This is a genomic window from Mycobacterium sp. E3298 (assembly GCF_001666895.1).
Classification (GTDB): domain Bacteria; phylum Actinomycetota; class Actinomycetes; order Mycobacteriales; family Mycobacteriaceae; genus Mycobacterium.
This window is the reverse complement of sequence record NZ_LZJB01000067.1, coordinates 1-8,294: the sequence shown is the minus strand read 5'-3', so window position 1 is coordinate 8,294 and position 8,294 is coordinate 1. Positions and strand designations below refer to the sequence as shown.

Sequence of the window (8,294 nt, the reverse complement as noted above, 5' to 3'; positions counted from 1 at the left end):
CGGGCGGCGGCGTTGCTGGGCACCGCCGGGGCGCCGGTGCGCGTCGGCTTCCGGCTCGGCGAGCCGGCGGTGGGCGAACTCGGCGTGCGCGACGGCCGGCTGGTCGACCGCGCCTTCGCCGACGACCTCGCGCTCCTGCCGGTCGACTCGATCCCGGTGCCCGGGCCCGTCGGCGTCCTCGACGCCCTGGCTGCGGCCGCGCTGGCCCGCAGCGTCGACGTGCCCGCCGAGGCGATCGCGGAGGCGGTCGCGTCCTTCCGGGTGGGCCGGCACCGGGCGGAGGTGGTCGCGGTGGCCGACGGCATCACCTACGTCGACGACTCCAAGGCCACCAATCCGCACGCCGCCGAGGCGTCCGTGCTCGCCTACCCCCGCGTGGTGTGGGTGGCGGGCGGATTGCTCAAGGGCGCGTCGGTGGACGCCGAGGTCGCCCGGATGGCCTCCCGCCTGGTCGGGGCCGTGCTGATCGGCCGGGATCGGCGAGAGGTTGCAGAGGCGTTATCGCGACACGCGCCGGATGTCCCCGTCGTCCAGGTTGTGACAGGCGAGGATGCTGATATGAATGCGACGGCTGTGGTTGTTGGTGCAAATGTGACAGAAGTGAAATATTCCGGCGACGATCTCGGCACTTCCGTCATGACCGCGGCGGTGGCCGCGGCCCGCGACCTGGCCCGGCCCGGCGACACGGTGCTGCTGGCACCCGCGGGCGCCTCGTTTGACCAGTTCACCGGGTACGCCGACCGTGGCGACGCCTTCGCCGCCGCCGTCCGCGCGGCCACCCGGTAGGGCGGGAATGGGTAACCCGCTGGCCCGGCTCAGACGCCGGGGCAAGGACATTGCAGAGGCCGGCGCCACCAAGGCCACCGACGCCGCCGCACCGGAGCAGCCGGACGCCGACGACGACGCGGCGACCGGCCCCGTCAGCGCCGCAGGCAGCTCGGAGGCCAGGCCGTCCACGAAGCCGCAGGCGGGAGGCGAGGGGCGTAACCGGTTCGGCGCCTGGCTGAGCCGGCCCATGACCTCGTTCCACCTGATCATCGCCGTGGCCGGGCTGCTGACGACGCTCGGTTTGATCATGGTGCTGTCGGCCTCGGGCGTGCGGTCCTACGACGCCGACGGGTCGGCCTGGGTGATCTTCGGCAAGCAGGTGCTGTGGACGGTGATCGGCCTGATCGCCTGCTACGCCTCGCTGCGCATGTCGGTCCGGTTCATCCGCCGCGTCGCCTTCACCGGCTACGTCGTCACCGTCATCCTGCTCGTGCTCGTGCTGGTGCCCGGCATCGGCAACCTGGCCAACGGGTCCCGGAAGTGGTTCGTCATCGCCGGCTTCTCGATGCAGCCCTCGGAGTTGGCGAAGATCGCCTTCGCCATCTGGGGCGCGCACCTGCTGGCGGCACGCCGCCTGGAGCGCGCCTCGCTGCGCGAGATGCTGATCCCGCTGGTGCCGGCGGCGGTCATCGCGCTGGCGCTGATCGTCGCCCAGCCTGACCTGGGGCAGACGGTGTCGCTGGGCATCATCCTGCTGGCGTTGTTGTGGTACGCCGGGCTGCCGCTGCGCGTCTTCGCCACCTCGCTGCTGGCCGTCTTCATGGCGGGCGCGGTCCTGGCCATGTCCGCGGGTTACCGCTCGGACCGGGTGAAGTCCTGGATGAACCCCGAGAACGACCCCATGGACACCGGCTACCAGGCCCGCCAGGCGAAGTTCGCCCTGGCCCACGGGGGGATCTTCGGCGACGGCCTGGGACAGGGCGTCGCGAAGTGGAACTACCTGCCCAACGCCCACAACGACTTCATCTTCGCGATCATCGGCGAGGAGCTGGGCTTCGTCGGCGCGTTCGGGCTGCTGGTGCTCTTCGGGTTGTTCGCCTACACCGGGATGCGCATCGCCCGCCGGTCGGCCGACCCCTTCCTGCGGCTCCTGACCGCCACGACGACGATGTGGGTGCTGGGCCAGGCGTTCATCAACATCGGTTACGTGATCGGGATCCTGCCGGTCACCGGCATCCAGCTGCCGCTCATCTCAGCAGGTGGAACTTCCACGGCTGCAACGCTTTTCATGATCGGCATCATGGCCAACGCGGCCCGTCACGAACCGGAGGCGGTGGCCGCGCTGCGCGCCGGCCGTGACGACAAGGTGAACCGCTTCCTGCGGCTGCCGCTGCCGCAGCCGTACGTGCCGACGCGGCTGGAATCGTTCCGCGACCGCAAGCGCGGCGGCAAGCAACCGGGCAAGGGAAGCCCGCCGCGCAACGGCGCGCGCAAGCCCGCCCGCACGGCCCAGGAACCGCTGCGGCCGGCGTTCTCCCGCACAGCCGCACGGCCGGCGCGCAGGGCGGTGCATCATGGATCTGGCCAGCGCTCCGCCACTCGCGGGGCCGGCCAGCGTCAGGCACGGCGCGCACGCGCACTGGAAGGTCAGCGTTACGGGTGAACGACACGGTCAGCAAGCCGACCGGCGGGCGGGGGACAAGTCCCCAGCCCGCCGGTGCCGCGTTGTCGGCATTTAAACCCCTGTCGGTCGTGCTGGCCGGCGGGGGCACCGCGGGCCACGTCGAGCCCGCGATGGCGGTGGCCGACGCGCTCAGCGCACTCGATCCGCAGGTGCGCATCACCGCGCTCGGCACCCACCGCGGGCTGGAGACCAGGCTGGTGCCCCAGCGCGGCTACCACCTCGAGCTGATCACGCCGGTGCCGCTGCCGCGCAAGCCCAGCGGCGACCTCGCGCGGCTGCCCCCGCGGGTGTGGCGCGCGGTCCGCGAGACCCGCGCGGTGCTCGACGCGGTGGACGCCGACGTCATCATCGGTTTCGGTGGGTACGTGGCGCTGCCGGCCTACCTCGCCGCCCGCGGGATTCCCCGCGGCCTCAGCCGTCGGCGCCGCGTCCCGGTGCTGATCCACGAAGCGAACGCCAGCGCCGGCCTGGCCAACCGGGTCGGCGCCCGCGGCGCCGACCGGGTGCTGTCCGCGGTTCCCGACTGCGGTTTGCCGCGCGCCGAGGTGGTGGGGGTGCCGGTGCGGGCGGCCATCACGTCGCTGGACCGCGCGGCGCTGCGCGCCGAGGCGCGCAGGCATTTCGGCTTCGCCGAGAACGCGCGGGTGTTGCTGGTGTTCGGCGGCTCGCAGGGGGCCGTGTCGCTCAACCGGGCCGTGTCCGGCGCCGCCGCCGACCTGGCGGCCGCGGGCGTGTCGGTGCTGCACGCGCACGGGCCGAAGAACACCCTCGACCTGCGGGAGAGCCAACCGGGCGATCCGCCGTACGTCGCGGTGCCCTACCTCGACCGGATGGACCTGGCCTACGCCGCCGCCGACCTGGCGATCTGCCGGTCCGGCGCCATGACCGTCGCCGAGGTCTCGGCGGTCGGGTTGCCGGCCATCTACGTGCCGCTGCCGATCGGCAACGGCGAACAGCGGCTCAACGCGCTGCCAGTGGTCAACGGCGGGGGCGGCATGGTGGTCGCCGACGCCGCGCTGACGCCGGAACTGGTGGCCCGCGAGGTGTCCGCCCTGCTCAACGACCCGCCCCGGTTGGCGGCTATGACGACGGCCGCCGCGCGGGTCGGGCACCCCGACGCGGCGCGCCAGGTGGCGCAGGCGGCGCTGGACATCGCCAGGAAGGCAGCCGCGGGAGGGCGGCGGTGAACGCCGAACAGCTGCCGCCCGAGCTGCAGCGGGTGCACATGGTGGGCATCGGCGGAGCCGGCATGTCGGGCATCGCCCGCATCCTGCTGGACCGCGGCGCGCTGGTCTCGGGGTCCGATGCCAAGGAGTCCCGCGGCGTGCACGCCCTGCGCGCCCGGGGCGCCTCGATCCGCATCGGCCATGACGCGTCGTCGCTCGACCTGCTGCCGGGCGGCCCGACGGCGGTCATCACCACCCACGCCGCCATTCCGAAGACCAACCCCGAGCTCGTCGAGGCCCGCCGGCGGGGCATTCCGATCATCCTGCGCCCGGCGGTGCTGGCCAAGCTGATGGACGGGCGCACCACGCTGATGGTCACCGGCACGCACGGCAAGACGACGACGACGTCGATGTTGATCGTGGCGCTGCAGCACTGCGGGCGCGACCCGTCGTTCGCGGTCGGCGGTGAGATGGGGGAGGCCGGCACCAACGCGCATCACGGCAGCGGTGACTGTTTCGTGGCCGAGGCCGACGAGAGCGACGGCTCGCTGCTGGAATACACGCCGAACGTCGCCGTGGTCACCAACATCGAGACCGATCACCTGGATTTCTACGGCAGCGCCGACGCCTACGTCCGGGTGTTCGACGCCTTCGTGGAGCGGCTGGCCCCGGGTGGGGCGTTGGTGGTGTGCGTCGACGATCCGGGCGCGGCCGCGCTGGCGGACCGCACGGCCGAGCTGGGAATCCGGGTGCTGCGTTATGGATCCGACCCGGGCGTGGACCAGGCCGCCACCCTGCTGTCCTGGGAGCAGCAGGGCACCGAGGCGGTCGCCCACGTCCAGCTGGCGGGCGAACAGCATCCCCGCGTGATGCGGCTGTCGGTGCCCGGTCGGCACATGGCGCTCAACGCGCTGGGCGCCCTGCTCGCCGCGCTCGAGATCGGCGCCCCGGCGGACGCGGTGCTGGACGGGCTGGCCGGTTTCGAGGGGGTCCGCCGGCGGTTCGAACTGGTCGGCAACTCCGGGTCGGTGCGCGTCTTCGACGACTACGCCCACCATCCCACCGAGATCAGCGCGACGCTGGCCGCCGTCCGCACGGTCCTCGAGCAGAGCTCCGGCGGCCGCAGCCTCGTGGTTTTTCAGCCTCACTTATATTCGCGCACAAAGGAATTCGCCGCGGAATTCGGTCGCGCGCTGGACGCCGCCGACGAGGTGTTCGTCCTCGACGTGTACGGCGCCCGCGAACAACCGCTGGCCGGGGTCAGCGGCGCCAGCGTCGCCGAGCACGTCAGCGTGCCCGTGCGCTACCTGCCGGACTTCTCCGCGGTCGCCGAGCAGGTGGCCGCGGCTGCCGGCCCGGGCGACGTCATCGTCACGATGGGCGCGGGCGACGTGACCCTGCTCGGGCCGGAGATCGTCACCGAGCTGCGGATCCGGGACAACCGCAGCGCGCCCGGCCGGCCGGGAGTGCCGCGATGACCCAGCCGGACGACCCCGTGGGTGTCGCCGGCGAATCGGCCTCCGGTTCGGCGGACGGCGCGATCACCGAACCGATCTTCGCCGCGGGGCCCGACGTCGAGAAGCCCACGGAGGACGAGGAATTCGAGGGGCCGCGCCGACGGGCGCGCCGGGAAAGAGCCGAGCGCCGCGCGGCGCAGGCACGCGCCACCGCCATCGAAGAGGCCCGCCGGGAGGCCAAACGCCGGGCCACCGGCCGCGCGGCCGACGAGCCCAAACCCGTGGCCCGGGGTGTGGTCCGCGGCCTGAAGATGCTGTTGGTGACGGTGCTGCTGGTCGCCCTCGGGATCGGGCTCGCGCTGATCCTGTACTTCACCCCCGCGATGTCGGCCCGCAACATCGTCGTCGTCGGCACCGGGGTGGTGACCCGGGAAGAGGTGTTGGACGCCGCCCGGGTGCGGCCGGGCACGCCGCTGCTGCAGATCAACACCAACCAGGTCGCCGACCGGGTGGCCGCCATCCGGCGGGTGGCCAGCGCCCGGGTGCAGCGCCAGTACCCGTCGGCGCTGCGCATCACCATCGTCGAGCGAATCGCGGTGGCGGTGAAGGACTTTCCCGACGGCCCGCACCTGTTCGACCGCGACGGCGTCGACTTCGCGACCGGGCCGCCGCCGCCGGCGCTGCCGTACCTCGACGTCGCCAACCCGGGCCCCAACGACCCGGCGACCAAGGCCGCGCTGCAGGTGCTGACCGCGCTGCGACCCGAGGTCGCGGGCCAGGTGGGCCGGGTCGCGGCCCCCTCGGTCGCCTCGATCACGCTGACGCTGGGCGATGGCCGGGTCGTCATCTGGGGGACGACCGATCGCACCGACGAGAAGGCCGAGAAGCTGGCCGCGCTGCTGACCCAGCCCGGACGGACCTACGACGTGTCGAGCCCCGACCTGCCGACGGTGAAGTAGCGACGCCGGTCAAGCGCGGCGTGTGACGGTCGTAACAGAAAAAATTTGCGAGCCGCGCGTCGGCGCGCCTGCGGGGTTAGGGCGCGCCATGCCCATACCGTTCTGGTTGCGCGGAACTACTTGACATAACTCTAACTCTATGGTTGAGGTTGAGGGTTTGCCAGGGGGACCGTGAGTGACCGGAGAAACCGAATCCCCACCAGGGAGGAAGACGAGATGATGACCCCCCCGCATAACTACCTGGCCGTCATCAAGGTTGTGGGTATCGGTGGTGGCGGCGTCAACGCCGTCAACCGGATGATCGAACAGGGCCTCAAGGGCGTGGAGTTCATTGCGATCAACACCGATGCGCAGGCGCTGTTGATGAGCGATGCCGACGTCAAGCTCGACGTCGGCCGCGACTCCACCCGCGGGCTCGGCGCCGGGGCCGACCCGGAGGTCGGCCGCAAGGCCGCCGAGGACGCCAAGGACGAGATCGAGGAGCTGCTGCGTGGCGCGGACATGGTGTTCGTGACCGCCGGCGAGGGCGGCGGCACGGGCACCGGCGGCGCGCCCGTCGTCGCCAGCATCGCCCGCAAGCTGGGCGCGCTGACCGTCGGCGTGGTCACCCGGCCGTTCTCCTTCGAGGGCAAGCGGCGCGGTTCGCAGGCCGAAGGCGGCATCAACACGCTGCGGGAAAGCTGCGACACCCTGATCGTCATCCCCAACGACCGGTTGCTGCAGATGGGCGACGCCGCGGTGTCCCTGATGGACGCTTTCCGCAGCGCCGACGAGGTGCTCCTCAACGGCGTGCAGGGCATCACCGACCTGATCACCACGCCGGGCCTGATCAACGTCGACTTCGCCGACGTCAAGGGCATCATGTCCGGTGCGGGGACCGCGCTGATGGGCATCGGCTCGGCCCGCGGCGAGGGCCGGTCGCTCAAGGCCGCCGAGATCGCGATCAATTCACCCCTGCTGGAGCAGTCCATGGAGGGCGCCCAGGGCGTGCTGATGTCGATCGCCGGCGGCAGCGACCTGGGCCTGTTCGAGATCAACGAGGCCGCCTCGCTGGTGCAGGACGCCGCCCACCAGGACGCCAACATCATCTTCGGGACCGTCATCGACGACTCCCTCGGCGACGAGGTGCGCGTCACCGTCATCGCCGCGGGCTTCAGCGCGACCGGTCCCGGTCGCAGACCGGTCACCGGGGACAGCGCCGCCGAAAAAGGCGGCGCGCACCGCATCGAATCGGCGAAGGCCGGCAAGCTCACCTCGACACTGTTCGAACCCGTCGACGCGGTCAGCGTCCCGGTTCACACCAACGGCGCCACGCTGAATATCGGTGGCGACGACGACGACGTCGACGTGCCGCCGTTCATGCGCCGCTGAGGGTCTCGATCTGCTTGCCAGTGCGCGACAAACCGGCCACGAAAAGCACGGGCAGGATGGCGCTGCCCGCTGGCAGCCGGGGGGCTCCGGATACTGAAGAAGTGAGCGTGCGCATCCGGCGGGTGACCACCACCCGCGCCGGTGGTGTCTCGGGTCCACCGTTCGACACCTTCAACCTGGGCGACCACGTCGGCGACGATCCGGCGGCGGTGGCCGCCAACCGCAACCGGCTGGCCGCCGCCATCGGGCTCAAGCCCGAGCGCGTCGTGTGGATGGACCAGGTCCACGGTGACCGGGTGGAGGTGGTCGACCGGCCACGGGGCGGCGCGGTCGAGAACACCGACGCGCTGGTGACCGGCACCGCGCGGCTGGCTCTGGCGGTGGTGACGGCCGACTGCGTGCCGGTGTTGCTCGCCGACGCGCGCGCCGGAGTGGCCGCGGCCGTGCACGCAGGCCGCGTCGGCGCCCAGCGCGGGGTGGTGGCCCGCACCGTGGAGGCGATGGTCGAGCTGGGCGCGCGCCCCGAGGACATCTCGGCCCTGCTGGGCCCGGCGGTCAGCGGCCGCAACTACGAGGTGCCCGCGGCCATGGCCGACGAGGTGGAGGCCGCGCTGCCCGGCAGCCGCACCACCACCTCGGCGGGCACCCCCGGCCTCGATCTTCGGGCCGGAATCGCTTGCCAGTTAACGGATTTGGGTGTGAGGGCCATCGACATCGACCCGCGGTGCACGGTCGACGACCCGACGTTGTTCAGCCACCGCCGGGACGCGCCCACCGGCCGGCTGGCCTCCCTGGTGTGGATGGAGTGACCGCGATGGCGGTGGCCAGCCGGTTGCGGTTGGCGGCCACCGCCGCCGGATCGTCGCCGACGTGGTCGCCCAGGTTGAAG

General features: G+C 72.2%; 7 protein-coding genes and 1 pseudogene. 7 read left to right on the top strand and 1 reads right to left on the bottom strand.

The window, feature by feature from the left end; genetic code table 11:
- The 7 genes from A9X05_RS02555 to pgeF all read left to right on the top strand — a co-directional run.
- On the top strand, positions 1-786 hold a 786-nt coding region (locus tag A9X05_RS02555), incomplete at its 5' end, for a glutamate ligase domain-containing protein (RefSeq protein ID WP_304442436.1).
- 7 nt (positions 787-793) lie between these two features.
- Complete coding sequence (gene ftsW, locus A9X05_RS02550) at positions 794-2,431, top strand: putative lipid II flippase FtsW (protein WP_067758588.1); 1,638 nt, start codon at positions 794-796, stop codon at positions 2,429-2,431.
- On the top strand, positions 2,428-3,639 hold the full coding sequence (gene murG / locus A9X05_RS02545; protein WP_067779027.1) for an undecaprenyldiphospho-muramoylpentapeptide beta-N-acetylglucosaminyltransferase: 1,212 nt from the start codon (positions 2,428-2,430) through the stop codon (positions 3,637-3,639). Before ftsW ends, murG begins: the two co-directional genes overlap by 4 nt.
- The gene (gene murC / locus A9X05_RS02540) at positions 3,636-5,096 is read left to right on the top strand and encodes a UDP-N-acetylmuramate--L-alanine ligase (RefSeq protein ID WP_067779024.1); all 1,461 of its coding nucleotides are present in this window, start codon (positions 3,636-3,638) and stop codon (positions 5,094-5,096) included. The genes murG and murC overlap by 4 nt, the downstream gene beginning before the upstream one ends.
- Complete coding sequence (locus A9X05_RS02535) at positions 5,093-6,034, top strand: cell division protein FtsQ/DivIB (RefSeq protein WP_067758598.1); 942 nt, start codon at positions 5,093-5,095, stop codon at positions 6,032-6,034. Before murC ends, A9X05_RS02535 begins: the two co-directional genes overlap by 4 nt.
- A gap of 219 nt (positions 6,035-6,253) precedes the next feature.
- Complete coding sequence (gene ftsZ / locus A9X05_RS02530; protein ID WP_067758682.1) at positions 6,254-7,405, top strand: cell division protein FtsZ; 1,152 nt, start codon at positions 6,254-6,256, stop codon at positions 7,403-7,405.
- A gap of 101 nt (positions 7,406-7,506) precedes the next feature.
- Positions 7,507-8,214, top strand: a complete 708-nt coding sequence (gene pgeF, locus A9X05_RS02525; RefSeq protein ID WP_067758601.1) for a peptidoglycan editing factor PgeF — start codon at positions 7,507-7,509, stop codon at positions 8,212-8,214.
- Here the strand turns inward: pgeF and A9X05_RS30320 are convergent.
- A pseudogene (locus tag A9X05_RS30320) lies at positions 8,207-8,294 on the bottom strand (laccase domain-containing protein); the annotation flags it as partial. The gene pgeF and the pseudogene A9X05_RS30320 sit on opposite strands and share 8 nt — an antisense overlap.

Coding starts and splice junctions, on each gene's coding strand:
- A9X05_RS02535 (WP_067758598.1), top strand. CDS start 5,093: ATGACCCAGCCGGACGACCCCGTGGGTGTCGCCGGCGAATCGGCCTCC.
- ftsZ (WP_067758682.1), top strand. CDS start 6,254: ATGACCCCCCCGCATAACTACCTGGCCGTCATCAAGGTTGTGGGTATC.
- ftsW (WP_067758588.1), top strand. CDS start 794: ATGGGTAACCCGCTGGCCCGGCTCAGACGCCGGGGCAAGGACATTGCA.